Source organism: Mesorhizobium sp. M1A.F.Ca.IN.022.07.1.1 (genome assembly GCF_003997575.1).
In the GTDB taxonomy this organism is placed as follows: Bacteria; Pseudomonadota; Alphaproteobacteria; order Rhizobiales; family Rhizobiaceae; genus Mesorhizobium.
Map to the genome: position 1 here is coordinate 1 of NZ_RZST01000124.1, position 15,099 is coordinate 15,099.

The following is a 15,099-nucleotide window of genomic DNA, read 5'->3' on the forward strand; positions in this document are numbered from 1 at the left end:
GCAGGCGGACGTCACCGCCGGTGCCGGCACCGCGACGATTGCCGCCACCAAGTCGGCCAATGGCGGCGTCGACTTCAAGGCAACGCAAAAGGTCTCGAGCTTCGTCGAGACTATCAAGATGGACGATCCCAACAGCGGAATGAATTTTCCGGTCACCCTGAAAACGCCCGAACTTTCCGTTGATGCGAATGGCAAGGGCGTACGGACGAAGCCGTTGCTCGACCTTCTTGCCTTTGCCGTCGCCAACGAGGACGAAGCCAAGCTCAAGGCTAACCAGGCGGAGCTCAAATCGCTCCTGTTGGCCGCGCTGCCCGTCTGGGAAAGGATCGACGGCAACTACAGCTTTAAGGATTTCGAGGTGGAGAGCCCTGTCGGCAAATTCGCGGCGAAGCAGTTCAGCACCGCGTTCGCGATGGACGGAATCTCACCGAACGGCAGAGTCGATTACTCGATCAAGGCCTCCGGCCTGACGATCCCGCAGCAAGCGCTGCCCGCCTGGAGCGTCGCGTTGCTGCCGACGGATATCGACCTCAACTTCGGTGGCGCCAATATTGATCTCGATACCATGGCAAGGAAGACGATCGAAGCCTTTGATCTCAATAAGAATCCGTCGCTGCCGGATGCATTCGGCAAGGCTTTGGTCGAGGATTTCAAGGCCAAGAAGCCCAAGATCGTGTTCGGGCACTCGACAGTGAAGAATGGCGGTATCGAAGTCGCCATGGAAGGCGAGGTGTATTTCCCGGATAGCAAGAAAGCCGATGGGAGCGTGACCATCGACGTCGCCGGCTACGACAGGATCGTCGATGCCCTGAAGGAAGCGGCAAAGAGCGATGAGCAAATGGTGCAGGCCTTCCCGTTCGCGCTTGCCGTCAAGGGTTTTGGCAAGACACTGCCTGACGGTCGCCTGGAGTGGGTGATCAACACCAAGGCCGATGGGTCCATCGTCGTCAACGGCGCCATGCTGAAGGGCCCGGATAAAGTCCAGGACGACAGCGCGGGGCAGGACGACAATTCGAGCGGCGATGACGGCGCGAACGGAACGGACAATTCAACCGGCGGGGCCGATTCGGACGGCGGCGACAATGGCGGGGCTGGAGCGAAGCTGCAGCCCTGAGCGCCTGAATTATAGCCCGAGCGCGCCCGCAATCCTCGGCGCCGCCTCGCGCCAGTTATCGACCGAGATGATGTCGTCCGGCGTCGGCGGCAGGAAAGCGCGCAGCGAATTGTCGGCCATCAGGTGGAAGAGGTGCGCGTCGACGACAGAGCTGCGCGCCGACAGCAGGTTGGAGGGCTGGTCGTCGACGAAGGCGACGGGCCGGCCCTTGGCGCCGCGCAGCTTGGCGATGGCTGGGCCCTTTGCCATTTCCGTGGTCAGCAGCGGGTAGTTCAGGCCCAGCACGTCGAGATGCGCCCGGCGCACGGCGCGGTGCTTGTGCGGCATCGCGGTCAGGAGCACGATCTCGGCGCGCTGTCCGAGCGACGCCAGCGCCTCCGCGGCGCCGTCGGTGATGCTTTGCCAATCGGCCTGGGCATCGAAGAAATCGTCGAGAAGCGCCGTCACTTCCGCCTGCTCGATCAGCCGGCCGGACGCCATCTCGGCGATGTTGCCGGTGAGCCGGAAGGAGGCGAGAGTCAGCCCGAAGCCGCGCGACTTCAGGTAGCGCGGGAAGGGCCGGATGAATTCGAGCACGACATCATCGACATCGAGCACCAGCAGCGGCCGGTCGTCGGCCGCCAACTCCTCGATCTGGCGCGCGGTCTCGGGATCGTCGCTCATGTCGAGCGCTCATGATCGTCATTGCCGAGCGGCAGCGCCCGCAAGGCCTTGCCGACGGCAGCCGGTGGCGTGCCCGTTTCCTCGGCAAAGCGCAAAAGCGTCGGCTCGTGGGCGAGGATGAACTGCAGCACGCCGGCAAGGAAGCCCGGCTCCGCGGCAGCGTGGCGGATCGACCGCGCCTCGATGCCGGTTATCGCCAGGAAGCGAGGCAACAGCTTCGGATCGCCGGCGACGAAGCCAAGCGCCCTGACGGCAAGGGTTTCCGCCTCCTCGCGCATTGACGCTGCGTTCGTCATCATTACCTTTTGCCGATGTGCATGTTGAGTCTTTCTTCCGCAGTAATGGCAAGCGTCGCTTGCGGCAAGTCTCAGCCGCTTCAGCCCTGCAGCCGCAAGTGGAATGGGTGTGCTTTTCCAACGGCAGGTTTGCGTTTCGTCAATCATATTGACGTAGGGTACAGGCGGGTTGGGTGCGATCCGGCAAGGACGCATGACGGCGGTCTTCGGCTCAGGGGACCGTCGGGACGGGAAATTGATGGCTAAGAAGGTCATGATCGTCGAGGACAATGAGCTCAACATGAAGCTCTTTCGGGACCTCATCGAAGCCAGCGGTTACGAAACGGTCCGCACGCGCAACGGCCTGGAGGCGCTGGATCTCGCGCGCCAGCACCGGCCGGACCTGATCCTGATGGACATCCAACTGCCCGAGGTTTCTGGCCTGGAAGTGACCAAGTGGCTGAAGGAAGACGACGAACTGCACTCGATCCCGGTCATCGCCGTCACCGCCTTCGCGATGAAGGGCGACGAAGAGCGCATCCGTCAGGGCGGCTGTGAGGCCTATATTTCCAAACCGATCTCGGTGCCGCGCTTCATCGAAACAATCAAATCCTATCTGGGCGATGCCTGAGCCGGAGTCTTTGAGATGACCGCGCGGATCCTCGTCGTCGATGACATCCCCGCCAATGTGCGGCTGCTGGAGGTTCGGCTGCTGGCCGAATATTTCGAGGTGCTGACGGCCGGCAACGGCCCGGATGCGATCGAGACCTGCGAAAACGGCAAGGTCGATGTCGTGCTGCTCGACGTGATGATGCCGGGCATGGACGGCTTCGAGGTCTGCAAGCGGCTGAAGAGCGACCCGGCGACCTCGCATATTCCGGTGGTCATGATCACCGCGCTCGACCAGGTATCGGACCGGGTGCGCGGCCTTGAGGCGGGCGCCGACGATTTCCTCACCAAGCCGGTCAATGATCTGCAACTGATGACGCGGGTGAAGAGCCTGGTCAGGCTGAAGTCGCTGACCGACGAATTGCGGCTGCGCGCCTCGACCACGCGCAACATCGGCATCGAAGAGCTGCTCAGCCGCAATTTCGCGACGGAAGACACCAAGCCCAAGGTGCTTCTGGTGGACGAGCGCAAGTCGTCTATCGAGCGTATCCAGAAGATGCTTCGCGGCAGCGCCGATCTCGACGTCGCCACCGATCCGAATGCCGGATTCTTCCAGGCCGCCGAGACCGCCTATGAATGCGTGCTGATCTCGACAACCTTCGCCGATTTCGATGCGCTCCGGCTTTGCTCGCAACTGCGCTCGCTCGACCGCACCCGCTTCCTGCCGATCATGCTCTTGGCCGATGAGGGCGAGGAGGGCCGCATTATCCGCGGCCTCGAACTCGGCATCAACGACTATCTGACGCGGCCGATCGATCAGCACGAGCTGACGGCCCGGCTGCGCACGCAGGTGCGGCGCAAGCGCTATAACGATCAGCTGCGCGCCAGCGTCACCCAGACCATCGAGATGGCGGTGACCGACGCGCTGACCGGCCTGCACAACCGCCGCTACCTGGATAGCCATCTTGAGACGCTGTTCGACCGCGCCGTGGCGCGGCGGCGGCCGCTCTCGGTGATGATCACCGACCTCGACCGTTTCAAATCCATCAATGACGCCCATGGCCATGACGGCGGCGACGACGTTCTGCGTGAATTCGCCAGGCGGCTGCGCAAGAACGTGCGCGGCATCGATCTCGCCTGCCGCTTCGGCGGCGAGGAGTTCGTCGTGGTCATGCCGGATACCGACGGGCCCATCGCCGAGAAGGTGGCCGAGCGTATCCGCGCCGAGATCGCGCAGGCGCCCTTCGCAATCGGCGGGGATGGCAAGACGATCGAGGTGACGGTCAGCGTCGGCGTGTCATCGGTGCTGAGGGGAGCCGATACGGTCGCGGCGTTGATGAAGCGAGCCGACCTTGCGCTCTACGAGGCCAAGAGCGGCGGACGCAACCGGGTTGTCGCCAAGGCCGCCTAATCCATGTCACCCAACAGTGCGCAGCAGTTTTGGCGCATCGATGGACAAGACTAGAAGACTTAAGCGCGTTGCCTGAAATCGTTGCGCCGCGCTGCGGTTACCCACGGAAGCCCCAATTCCGCGTCAACCCGATAGGGTTAGGAATTTACCTTAATCCAAGCGATTCGGGAGCCGTGGTTAAGAAATGGTTGATTTTCATAAGTTCTTGAGCAAATCTGCTTGGCATAGAACGAAGACGAAGCCGGCACGAGGGTAGACTGCCCGGCTCGATCCAAAAAAATACCCCATGATGCTCAGGTCCGCCGCATCTCCTGGGTCCGTGGGGTCGGCCGGCCGGCGCTGGCACATAGTGGCCTCCTCGTACCGCTGCCAACCGCCGACCGGCCCCCTTTTTCTCATGCATGATTCAGCGTCAGGCAGCCGCGGGCTTTCTTGCTCGAGCGTCCGCCCGCTGAAAACAAAAACGCCGCCCCAAGGGGCGGCGTTCGGCATTTCAGGATAAACCGGATCACTTGATCTTGGTTTCCTTGAACTCGACGTGCTTCTTGGCGATCGGGTCGTATTTACGGAACGACAGCTTGTCCGTCTTGGTGCGGCTGTTCTTGCTGGTCACGTAGAAGAAACCGGTGTCGGCGGTCGACAGAAGCTTGATCTTGATGTTTGCGGCTTTGGCCATGATGTTCGTCCGTTAATGTTCGTGGAGTTTTGGCCGCTGGAGCACGGGGAAAACACCCGGACGCGGGAAACTTGGCGCGACACATAAAGAACGCGCCCGGAAAGTCAAGCCCAAGCGCCTTCTTGCCCCGTTTTGACGCGGCGGAACTCGCCGCGTCAGGCGTTCTCCCTGACCTGCAGATCGGCCTTCTTCCAGTCGCCGGTCGTGTTCCACCAGCGGTTCGGATTGGTATGGTCGTCGAGTCCCTTGGAACGGCTGGTCAGCAGCGGCTGAATGCGGATCACAGGCTCCTGGTAGGAATGGGCCTGGAATATCGCTTCGGCGACACGGGCGGCGAGCGCCTGATCGTCGGGCAGTTCGAACGACACCTCGACCGTGCCCGGCCGCCTGCGCAACTCGATCTCGGCGCCCGCGGCAGCGCCTTCGAGCGTCCGGTAGCGCTCTATTCCTTGCGCCGACTGGTAGGCATTGCCGTCATACTTGCCCATGCGCAGCGGCGTGATCGCCACCACCGCCTCCATGATGCGCTCGACATCGGCCGCCGGCGCCTGGAAGGTGACGAGCAGAAGCAGTTCCATCCTGAGGGACTTGGTTTCAAAGCCGCTGTCGATCATCGCTATATCCTCGTTCTTCCTGGATCGGAGCGAGGGTATAGCAGGGGGCCTGCTGACACGGTGATGTCAGCATGCCCCGGTGCCGGGCGACATTTTCACTAGAGGATCTTTCGCACCAACCTGACGAGAACCAGGAGCATGTACGCGGCAAAGAACAGCGCCAGCGACCAGCCGAAGCCCGAAGGGCCGAAGGCGTCCATGCCGATGCCGATCGCCTGCGGGCCGATCACCATGCCGACCCCATAGCAGAGCACGAAGGCGGCGTTGGCAGAGGCGAGCTCATGGCCGGAAAGCTGAGAACCCAGATGCGCAAGGCCGATCGTGTACATGGCCGCGACCACACCGCCCCAGACGAACAGAAGCGCCGCCATCAGGTGCCAGTCCTTGGCGAAGAAAGGCATGAACACGGTTCCGATGAGGCCGACCGTGGCGCAGGCCAGAAGCAGGTAGCGGCGGTCCGAGACTCGGTCGCTGATCATCCCGATCGGTATCTGCAGCAGAACGTTGCCGAGGCCGATCATCGTCAGCAACAGCGCAGCGTCGGCCTCGGAGTAGCCGATGCGGCTGCCATAGACCGGGAACAGTGAAAAGCCGCCGGTCTCGACGGCGCCGAACACCAGCACGGCGAAGGTTGCTGTGGGCACCATCCAGATATAGCGCAGGAAATGGCTGGTTTCGCCGTCGGCGACGATCGCCGGGCTCTCGTTACGAGCCGCCAGCACCGGAATGGCAGCAAGCGTTACCAACGCAATGGTGACGCCGAACGGCAGGAACCCACCGGAGCCGACATGGGCGAACAGCCACGGCCCGGCGGCGAAGCCCAGAGAGAGCACCGTAGCGTAGATGCCAAGCACAAGGCCGCGACGATGCGGGGGCGCCGAGGTGCTGATCCAGAATTCCGACAGAATGAAGAGCACTGTCAGCGAGATGTGCAGCGCGACGCGGAGCGGAAACCACATCCAGAAGGCCGGCGCGAAATGAAAGCCGACAAAAGCGAGCGCGCCAACGGCGATCATCAAAAGCATGGTCTGGGCGACGCCGAGGCGCATGGCCAGCGGCGTGGCGAGCGGCGCGCCGGCGATCGAGGCGAGCCCGGCGACCGCCGTGTTGAGGCCGATCATCGAGGCCGAGTGGCCGCGCGATTCGAGGATGACGCTGAGCAGCGGCATGCCGAGGCCGATGGCAATGCCGACCACGCTGATCGAGGAGATCGCCGCAGTCATCGGCAGCCAGTGTACGCGTTCGTCGCCCTGTTGCTGGGTATCGACCGTCATCGATGGGGATGCTCTGCTTCTAAAGGACTTCGCGAACGAAGCGGTTTCGGATGAGGCGGAAGAACGGCACTGCGCCGCCCGGACGCAGCAACGGATCGCGGGCGAGGCGCCTTTCCAGTTCTTCCAGGATCATGCGGGTGATGTCGGGTGTGTCGGCCTTGCGGGCGTCGCCAAGCGGCAGCCAGACGAGCTCCTCCAACTCGTTGGTTGGACCACCGTCGGGCAATTCGACGGCGACATCCTCACGCCAGGCGCTGAAGAAGCGGGTATCGAAGCGGCGCACGCGGTTGGGCGGCGTGATGGCGCGCGCAATAAAGCGCAGGGCGTCCAGCGACGGTGCGACGCTGTGTTCGACGAAACCCTGCCAATCGCGCTTGGCGGTCGCGAACGGGCCTTTACGGCCGATCAGCAGGCCGGCTTCCTCGTAAGTCTCACGAATTGCCGACATGGCGATGGCGCGCACCCGTGCGGCGCTCGCGCGGCCGGGGCCGCTCACAAGCCTTGCCTCTTCCTCACGATGCAGCGGGGCAGCCACCGGAACGCGGCTGTCGGCGGGATCGGTGCGGCCGCCGGGGAAGACGATTTTTCCCGGCATGAAGGCGTGGCCGGCATGGCGCCGGCCCATCAGCACCAGAACGTCGCTGGCTCTCCTGTCGAGCAGGATCAAGGTTGCGGCATCGCGCGGGCGAAGCGGCCGACCGCCGTGCACGGCCAAGCCTTTATCGAGCTTGTCGACATCCGCCTTGGTCATTCCTTCCATGCGCTCGACCTAGCGGAAACTTCTCGAACGCGAAAGTGGCTTACGTGTTCGGGCCTTTGCACCAGCCCCGGACCAAACGTCGCTGCCGGAGCAATTCCAGGAAAAACGCGCAGCGGTTCTCGATCTGGAATTCCACTGCTCGGAGATGGTCGTTGTTTGTCTCAAGGGCAGAACCGCTGCAGGCTTAGGGATGCGGCTCGAACTCGTCCTTCTCGCCGCCGAAGCCGTGCATATAGAGCGCCCATTGCAGGCCGATGACGGCGCCTTTGACCGGCTGCAACAGCGCGATAGCCACAATAATGGTCAGCGGCACCCAGATCAGCGCGTGCTGCCAGGTCGAAAGCGTGGTGGCGGCCTCCACAGTCATGAAGGCGCCAACCACAATGTGGCCGACGATGACGATCACCAGATAGGCGGGAAGGTCGTCGGCGCGATGGTGATGAAGCTCTTCGCCGCAGACGCCGCATTTGTCGACGGGCTTTGTGAAGGCGCCGAACACCTTGCCTTCGCCGCAATGCGGGCACCGGCCAAGCATGCCGCGCTTGATTGCCGTCCACAGCGGACGCGCGACGCGGCCCGAATGGTGCTCGCCGCCGATAACCTGTTCTTCCATGCCCTTCGACATCATCTTCTCCTGCCGCGGGGACCCATGCGCGACTGCGACGCGCGGGCGCGGCCCTTGGTCTTGTGGAACGACCGTCGCGAGCCTGGCAGCGGCTTCGGGTCGCTCAGCATTTCGAAACGCATCGCGCCCGCCATCGGCGCAACCTCGAGCAGCCGCACCTCGACGCGGTCGGCTAGCTGGTAGCCCTTGCCGGTGCGCTCTCCGAACAGCGATCGAGCGGTTTCATCGTAGATATAGTAATCGCCGTCCAAACTTGACACCGGGATGAAACCATCGGCGCCATACTGCGGCAATTGGACAAAGAGTCCCGCCTTGGCGACGCCGGAGATGCGAGCGTCGAAGGTGTCGTTGATGCGCTCGGCGAGATAGGCCGCGATCAGCCGGTCGACCGTGTCGCGTTCGGCCGCCATGGCGCGGCGTTCGGTGGCCGAGATCAGCGCGCCGACCTCTTCCAGGCGATCCGCTTCCTGCTGCGTCAGGCCGCCGGGACCGAGGCCGAGCGCGGCAATCAGTCCGCGATGCACGATGAGATCCGCATAGCGCCGGATCGGCGAGGTGAAATGCGCGTAGCGTCTCAGGTTGAGACCGAAATGGCCGATGTTCTTCGGCGAGTATTCGGCCTGGCTCTGTGAGCGCAGCACCACTTCATTGACCAGCGCCTCGTTGTCGGCGCCGCGCACCCGCTCCAGAATGCCGTTGAACTGCCCGGGCCGCATCTGCGCGCCGCGCGCCAGCGACAGGCCAAGCGTGTGCAGGAACTCGCGCAGCGATTCCTGTTTCGCCAGCGACGGCGCGTCGTGGATGCGGTAGACGAGCGGCTCTTTCTTGCCTTCAAGCGTCTCCGCGGCCGCGACATTGGCCTGGATCATGAACTCCTCGATCAGCTTGTGGGCGTCGAGGCGCTCCGGCACGACGACCCGGTCGACGGTGCCGTCGGGCTTGAGCAGGATCTTGCGTTCCGGCAGCTCCAGTTCGAGCGGCTGGCGGCTGTCGCGGCCGCGCTTGAGCACGGCATAGGCATCCCAGAGGGGCTTCAGAACGCCTTCGAGGATCGGCCCCGTCTTGTCGTCGGGCACGCCATCGATCCCCGCCTGCGCCTGCGGGTAGGCGAGCTTGGCCGCCGATTTCATCATGATGCGGTGGAACGAGTGCCTGAGCTTGCGGCCTTCCGCCGAAAAGGTCATGCGCACGGCGATCGCCGGGCGGTCCTCCGCTTCGCGCAGCGAGCAGAGGTCGTTGGAGATGCGCTCGGGCAGCATCGGCACGACGCGGTCCGGGAAATAGACCGAATTGCCACGCTTCAGCGCCTCGCGGTCGAGCGGCGTGCCGTAGCGGACATAGGCCGCGACATCGGCGATTGCCACGGTGACGATGACGCCGCCGGGATTCTTCTTATCCGTATCGGGCGTGGCGAACACCGCGTCGTCATGGTCCTTGGCGTCGGCCGGATCGATGGTAACCAGCGGCAGATCGCGCCAGTCCTCGCGCCCGGCAAGCGAAACCGGCTTCACGGCGTCGGCTTCGGCGATCACATGGGCCGGAAAGACGTGGGGTATGTCGTGGGCGTGGATGGCGATCATCGAGACCGCCTTCTCGCTAGTCAGCGAGCCCAGCACCGCCAGCACCTTGGCCCGCGGCAGGCCGTAGCGCGAAGCGCGCGCCGGCTCGACCTCGACCAGATCGCCATTTTTGGCGCCGTTCTGGAATTCCTTGTCGACGATCAGCTCGGGCTGGCGGCGTTCCACCGGCTCGATGCGAAAGGTGCCGTCCTTCAGCACGCGGAAGACGCCGAGCACGGCTTCGCTGCGCTTCTCGAAAATCTTCATGACCCGCCCGGTATAGGCGGGGCCTGAGGGATCGTCGGTCGGGAAGGTCTTGGCGAGGACGCGGGCGCCGATGCCCGGAACCGGGCCGCTGGCGCCGCGCGAAATGCGGATGGCGATCACGGGCGGCGAGCCCGGGCCGGTGTATTCGCTCGGATGCGCCAGAAGCACACCATCGTTATCGCGGCCGAAAATGTCGAGCACGGCGACATGGGGCAGGGAGCCGGCGCGGGTGAGCCGCTTGCGGTTCCTGGTCAGCAGGCCCTCATCCTGCAGGTCGCGCAGCAGATCCTTGAGCCAGATGCGGTCCTCGCCGCGCAGCGCGAACGCCTTGGCGATGTCGCGTTTTCCGGAGCGGTCGGGGTTCTCAGCGATGTAGCGCAGGATTTCGTCGCGCGAGGGCCGGTAGTCATCCTTGACCACCTTCGCCCTGGTGTCGGCGCTGCGCGGATCGCCGTGACTTCTTCCGGAGATCCTGCGCGCCACGTCGTGCTATCCTTTCTTTGCCGCCCGGCGGAACGGCTTCTTGCCGCCTCCGCCCTTGGCTTCCTTCTCAGCAATCAGGGCGATTGCCTCGTCCATCGTCACCGATTGCGGATCCTTGCCCTTGGGCAGCGTGGCATTGACCTTGCCGTAATTGACGTAGGGTCCGTAGCGGCCGTCGCGCACGACGATCTTGCCGCCGCCGTCGGGATGCTCGCCCAGTTCCTTCAACGCAGCCGGCGTGCTCCCGTTGCGGCCGCCCTTGCCCTTCTGCTGCTTCTCGGCGATCACCGAAACGGCGCGGTTCAGGCCGATCGAGAACACGTCCTCGATGCTTTCGAGATTGGCGTAGGTGCCGTCGTGCAGCACGAAGGGTCCGTACCGCCCAAGACCGGCCGAGATCATCTTGCCGGTTTCCGGATGCTTACCGACATCGCGCGGCAATGCCAGCAGCGCCAGCGCCTTCTCATGGTCGATCGACTCGGCGGTCCAGCCCTTGGGCAGGCTCGAGCGCTTAGCGTCCTTGCCTTCGCCGCGCTGGATGTAGGGGCCGAAGCGGCCGCTCCGGAGCGTGATCTCCTCGGCGGTGTATGGATCCTTGCCGAGTAGCTTGACGCCGTCGTCGCCGTTGCCGTTCTCGCCGTTGGGATTGGCGGCGTCGCCAAGCTGGCGGGTATAGGAGCATTCCGGATAATTCGAGCAGCCGACAAAGGCGCCGAACTTACCGAGCTTCAGCGACAGGTTGCCGGTGCCGCATTTCGGGCAGACGCGCGGGTTTGAGCCGTCCTCCCGCGCGGGGAACACCAGCGGCGCCAGCTCGTCGTTGAGCGCATCGAGCACGTCTGAGACGCGCAGTTCCTTGATGTCGTCGACGGCGCCCGAAAAATCCTTCCAGAAGTCGCGCAGCACGTCCTTCCAGGCGAGCTTGCCGTCGGAGATCTCGTCGAGCTTTTCCTCGAGCGAGGCTGTGAAGTCATATTCGACATAGCGCTCGAAGAAGCTTTCGAGGAAGGCCGACAGCAGCCGGCCCTTGGCCTGCGGCACCAGCTTGCGCCGGTCGATGGCGACGTAGTCGCGGTCCTCGAGCGTCTTCAGGATCGCCGTGTAGGTCGACGGCCGGCCAATGCCGAGCTCTTCCAGCTTCTTGATCAGCGACGCCTCGGAATAGCGCGGCGGCGGCTCGGTCGTGTGCTGGGTGGCGTTGATCGCCTCGCGGGCAAGCTGCTCGCCGGCGCGGATCTCGGGCAGGCGGCGGCTTTCCTCGTCCTCCGCGTCCTCGTCCTTCTGGTCGGTGTAGGCGGCGATGAAGCCGTCGAAGCGGATGACCGAGCCGACCGCGCGAAGCTCGGCGGTGCGGGCGCCGTTGACCGCCTCGATCTCGACCGTGGTGCGCTCGATCTCGGCCGGCTGCATCTGGCTGGCGATCGCGCGCTTCCAGATCAGCTCATAGAGGCGCGCCTGATCGGCATCGAGATATTGCCTGACCGATGCCGGCGTGCGCTTGAAATCGGTAGGGCGGATCGCCTCATGCGCTTCCTGGGCGTTCTTGGCCTTGACCGAATAATAGCGTGGGTTTTCGGGCAGGTATTTCGCGCCGAACTCGCTGGCGATGGCATCGCGCGCCGCGGTGATCGCCTCCGGCGCCATCTGCACGCCGTCGGTTCGCATATAGGTGATGAGGCCGGCGGTCTCCCCGCCGACATCCATGCCTTCGTAAAGCTTCTGCGCCACCTGCATGGTGCGGTTGGCCGAGAAGCCGAGCCGCGAGGAGGCGGCCTGCTGCAGCGTCGAGGTGGTGAAGGGCGGGCCCGGATTGCGCTTGGTGGGCTTGGCTTCGACCGACAGCGCCTTGAAGGTCGCACCTTCGAGCATCGCCTTGATGTCGTCGGCCTGGGCCTTGTTGGCGATGTCGAGCTTCTGCAGCTTCTTGCCGGCATAGGCGGTCAGCCGCGCCTCGAAACTGTCGTTGCGCGGCGTGTTGAGGATGGCGGCGATCTGCCAGTATTCCTCGCGGACGAAGCGCTCGATCTCGGATTCGCGGTCGCAGACCAGCCGCAGCGCCACCGACTGCACGCGCCCGGCGGAACGGGCGCCCGGCAGCTTGCGCCACAGCACCGGCGAGAGGGTGAAGCCGACGAGATAGTCGAGCGCGCGGCGCGCGAGATAGGCGTCCACCAGCGGCGCATCGATCTGGCGCGGATTGGCCATGGCCTCCATTACCGAGGTCTTTGTTATGGCGTTGAAGACGACGCGGCTGACCGGCTTGTCCTTCAGCGCGCGCTTCTGCCTCAGCACTTCCAGCACATGCCAGGAAATCGCCTCGCCCTCGCGATCCGGGTCGGTGGCGAGGATCAGCCCGTCGGCGTCCTTGACCGCCTTGGCGATGTCGGCGAGGCGCTTGCCGGAGGCGGTGTCTACCGACCAGGACATGGCGAAGTCCTCGTCCGGGCGCACCGAGCCGTCCTTGGCCGGCAGATCGCGGACATGGCCGAACGAGGCCAGGACCTTATAGTTCTTGCCCAGATATTTGTTGATTGTCTTCGCCTTGGCCGGCGATTCGACGACGACGACGTCCATGAGGTCTCTTATCAGCTGTGAGGCGGCGGAAGAGCTCCGCGGCGCACGACGAAATCCCACTCTTTTCGTCGCTCACATGGCCGTGCTTTTGCAATCGGTCAAGGGGACAGGCCCAATTTGCGAACTGGCCGACAGCGATACACTCTTAGAGTGTATGGCGGAGAGCACATTTTTTGGCGCACCGACGGATCGTGTCTTGGTTCGGTCTTTTACCGAGGGGAGTCGCCGACAGAACCAGCATCGGCCCGGCGGTACGCGGACGGCACGCGGCACTGGCGCGCCATCCATTGAACGCGCAGCGGCCGCCGCTTCTTCCTCGGCTAGCGACCACGCGCCACACAATGGTGATTGGCACGAGGGCTCCGGCATCGCTATATTGGCGCCAGCACAACCGGGGCATCGTGAAATGGCATTGGACATCGGCTATGTCAGCGCGGTCGGAGCAGGGGCGATCTCGTTCCTGTCGCCGTGCGTGCTGCCGCTGGTGCCGCCTTATCTTTGCTACATGGCCGGCGTTTCGGTCGACGATTTCCGCGGCAACGCCGGCGCGACGGCGCGCGAAGGCGCACGTGGCGCGCTGCTCTATGCCTCTGTTGCCTTCGTGCTCGGCTTCTCGACCGTCTTCGTCGCGCTTGGCGCCGGCGCCTCGACGATCGGCCGGCTGCTGCGCGTCTGGCAGGAACCGCTGGCGATGGTGGCCGGCGCGCTGATCATCATCATGGGCCTGAATTTCCTCGGCATCGTGCGCATCCCGCTCTTGTCGCGCGAGGCGCGCTTCCAGTCGCAGGGCAAGCCGGCCAGCATGATCGCCGCCTATGTCATGGGGCTGGCCTTTGCCTTCGGCTGGACGCCCTGCATCGGCCCGGTGCTGGGGCCGATCCTGACTTTAGCCGGCGGCCGCGAGACGGTGGGCGAGGGCGCGCTGCTGCTCGCCGCCTATTCGCTCGGGCTCGGCATCCCCTTCCTGATCGCGGCGCTGTTTTCCGGCGCCTTCATGCGCTTCTTGGGAAAATTCCGCGTCCATCTCGGTCGCGTGGAAAAAGCGATCGGCGCGCTGCTCGTCGTCGCCGGCGTGTTTTTTCTCACCGGTGGCGTGCAGAGCGCATCCTACTGGCTGCTGGAAAACTTCCCGGCGCTCGGGCGGCTCGGGTGATCTGCCACTTCGTGCACAGGATCGAATTGTGGACCCGCCGATCAAGAGTCCAGGTGATCCGCTGTCTCACCGGAATTTAACCGCATTGGTGCAGCATCACGCCGCTGCTAGCATGCGATGATTTGAATCCTTTCATACGGTTGCCCTATGAGCCAGAGATCCTGCCTGTCCGTCATCCTCGCCGCCGGCGAAGGTACGCGCATGAAGAGCGCGATGCCCAAGGTGCTGCACGCCATTGCCGGCCTGCCGATGGTGGCTCATGTGGTGAAGGCCGCTGAGGCCGCCGGGGCAACGGGTCTGGCGCTGGTGATCGGCCACGGCGCCGACGAGATGCGGAAGGCGGTGCAGAAATTCGCGCCGAAAGCCGAGACCTTCGTGCAGGAGAAGCGGCTCGGCACGGCCCATGCGGTGCTTGCCGCGCGCGAAGCGATAGCGAAGGGCTACGACGACATCCTCGTCATGTTCGGCGACACGCCGCTGATCGATGCGGCAGCGCTGGCTGCCGCGCGGCAGAAGCTGGCGGAGGGTGCTGCCGTTGCGGTGATCGGCTTCCGCCCGCCCAATCCGACGGGATACGGCCGGCTGATCGAGAAGGGCGGGCGTCTCGTCGCCATCAGGGAGGAGAAGGACTGCTCCGAGGCGGAAAAAAAGCTCGGCTTCTGCAATGCCGGGATGATGGCGGTGGCCGGCAACCAGGCGCTTCGGCTGCTCGACAAGGTCGGTAACAACAATGCCAAGGGCGAGTTCTATCTCACCGACATCGTCGAGCTCGCCGGCGCGGACGGGCTCGATGTGGTGGCCACGGAGGCGAGCTTCGAAAGCGCGCTCGGCATCAACAACCGGGCCGAGCTCGCCGAGGCGGAAGCTATCTGGCAGGCGCGCCAGCGGCGCGAGGCGATGCTTGCCGGCGTGACGCTGATTGCGCCTGAAACCGTCTACTTCTCGCACGACACCGAGATCGGTGCCGATACGATTGTCGAGCCGCATGTCTGGTTCGGCCCGGGCGTCAAGATCGCTTCAGGGGCGAAAATCCACGCCTTCA

Annotated in this window: 14 protein-coding genes; 5 read left to right on the forward strand and 9 right to left on the reverse strand. The window is 64.3% G+C overall.

The genetic code is table 11. The annotated features are described in order from the left end of the window. Positions 1–1,114, forward strand: a 1,114-nt coding sequence (locus EOA75_RS15860) for a DUF2125 domain-containing protein (RefSeq protein ID WP_127324627.1), incomplete at its 5' end; no start/stop codon positions are given. A 9-nt stretch (positions 1,115–1,123) separates the two neighbouring features. Here the strand turns inward: EOA75_RS15860 and EOA75_RS15865 are convergent. Continuing rightward, positions 1,124–1,777, reverse strand: coding sequence for a hypothetical protein (locus EOA75_RS15865; RefSeq protein WP_095802203.1), 654 nt, complete (start codon positions 1,775–1,777; stop codon positions 1,124–1,126). Then, positions 1,774–2,073, reverse strand: coding sequence for a DUF3572 domain-containing protein (locus tag EOA75_RS15870; RefSeq protein WP_127248455.1), 300 nt, complete (start codon positions 2,071–2,073; stop codon positions 1,774–1,776). The genes EOA75_RS15865 and EOA75_RS15870 overlap by 4 nt, the downstream gene beginning before the upstream one ends. A gap of 238 nt (positions 2,074–2,311) precedes the next feature. Between EOA75_RS15870 and EOA75_RS15875 the strand changes: the two genes are divergently transcribed. After that, positions 2,312–2,683 (forward strand): response regulator, encoded by a 372-nt coding sequence (locus tag EOA75_RS15875; RefSeq protein ID WP_027166515.1) that lies wholly within the window; start codon positions 2,312–2,314, stop codon positions 2,681–2,683. Positions 2,684–2,698: 15 nt separating this feature from the next. Further along, positions 2,699–4,072 carry a PleD family two-component system response regulator gene (locus EOA75_RS15880; RefSeq protein ID WP_127324628.1) on the forward strand — a complete coding sequence of 458 codons (1,374 nt, stop codon included), beginning with the start codon at positions 2,699–2,701 and terminating at the stop codon, positions 4,070–4,072. 508 nt (positions 4,073–4,580) lie between these two features. Here the strand turns inward: EOA75_RS15880 and rpmG are convergent. The 7 genes from rpmG to topA all read right to left on the reverse strand — a co-directional run bounded on the left by rpmG (position 4,581) and on the right by topA (position 12,904). Then, the gene (rpmG, locus tag EOA75_RS15890; RefSeq protein WP_040995604.1) at positions 4,581–4,748 is read right to left on the reverse strand and encodes a 50S ribosomal protein L33; all 168 of its coding nucleotides are present in this window, start codon (positions 4,746–4,748) and stop codon (positions 4,581–4,583) included. 155 nt (positions 4,749–4,903) lie between these two features. Next, positions 4,904–5,362 (reverse strand): hypothetical protein, encoded by a 459-nt coding sequence (locus EOA75_RS15895; protein WP_067328140.1) that lies wholly within the window; start codon positions 5,360–5,362, stop codon positions 4,904–4,906. 98 nt (positions 5,363–5,460) lie between these two features. After that, positions 5,461–6,636: an MFS transporter gene (locus tag EOA75_RS15900; RefSeq protein ID WP_067328142.1), complete on the reverse strand. Its 1,176-nt coding sequence runs from the start codon at positions 6,634–6,636 to the stop codon at positions 5,461–5,463. Between the two features lie 19 nt (positions 6,637–6,655). Beyond that, on the reverse strand, positions 6,656–7,396 hold the full coding sequence (locus EOA75_RS15905; protein WP_127324629.1) for an NUDIX hydrolase: 741 nt from the start codon (positions 7,394–7,396) through the stop codon (positions 6,656–6,658). 184 nt (positions 7,397–7,580) lie between these two features. Next, the gene (locus EOA75_RS15910; protein ID WP_127324630.1) at positions 7,581–8,021 is read right to left on the reverse strand and encodes a DUF983 domain-containing protein; all 441 of its coding nucleotides are present in this window, start codon (positions 8,019–8,021) and stop codon (positions 7,581–7,583) included. Then, positions 8,021–10,330 carry a ribonuclease R gene (gene rnr, locus EOA75_RS15915; RefSeq protein WP_095802208.1) on the reverse strand — a complete coding sequence of 770 codons (2,310 nt, stop codon included), beginning with the start codon at positions 10,328–10,330 and terminating at the stop codon, positions 8,021–8,023. Before rnr ends, EOA75_RS15910 begins: the two co-directional genes overlap by 1 nt. Positions 10,331–10,336: 6 nt before the next feature. Continuing rightward, a complete protein-coding gene (gene topA, locus EOA75_RS15920; RefSeq protein ID WP_067328149.1) occupies positions 10,337–12,904 on the reverse strand; it encodes a type I DNA topoisomerase in 2,568 nt (855 codons plus the stop codon). Between the two features lie 406 nt (positions 12,905–13,310). Here topA and EOA75_RS15925 point away from each other — a divergent pair, with 406 nt between their 5' ends. Beyond that, positions 13,311–14,057: a cytochrome c biogenesis CcdA family protein gene (locus EOA75_RS15925; RefSeq protein ID WP_067000319.1), complete on the forward strand. Its 747-nt coding sequence runs from the start codon at positions 13,311–13,313 to the stop codon at positions 14,055–14,057. A 147-nt stretch (positions 14,058–14,204) separates the two neighbouring features. Then, on the forward strand, positions 14,205–15,099 hold an 895-nt coding region (locus tag EOA75_RS15930), incomplete at its 3' end, for an NTP transferase domain-containing protein (protein WP_127324631.1).